Origin of the sequence: Stenotrophomonas sp. SrG (genome assembly GCF_050031795.1) — a bacterium.
In the GTDB taxonomy this organism is placed as follows: Bacteria; Pseudomonadota; Gammaproteobacteria; order Xanthomonadales; family Xanthomonadaceae; genus Stenotrophomonas; species Stenotrophomonas rhizophila_A.
Genome location: NZ_JBNBBE010000912.1, coordinates 1 through 243, shown reverse-complemented (window position 1 = coordinate 243; position 243 = coordinate 1). Strand labels below are relative to the sequence as shown.

The following is a 243-nucleotide window of genomic DNA, read 5'->3' as shown; positions in this document are numbered from 1 at the left end:
AGATCGCGCACGCCGTCCTCGAAGATGCTGCTGGAGGTATCGATCCCACGGATGAAGATGCTGTCGCCGGTGTTGGTGTTGCGGTTCTCGCCGACGTAGAACGTACCCACGCCCGGGCTGTTGCGATGCGCATCGGTCAGCGTGGTCGCGCCCTGCTGGGTGCACAGGTCGCGGCTGATGTTCTGGCTGGTCTGCGGCGTGTCGTGCAGGGACTGGGTGCACTTGGGCGAGGCGACCTTGTCG

General features: G+C 65.0%; 1 protein-coding gene. It reads right to left on the bottom strand.

Annotated elements, in window-relative coordinates; all coding sequences use genetic code 11:
* Positions 1 to 243, bottom strand: a 243-nt coding sequence (locus ACQG3P_RS22150) for a TonB-dependent receptor plug domain-containing protein (RefSeq protein WP_426806252.1), incomplete at both ends; no start/stop codon positions are given.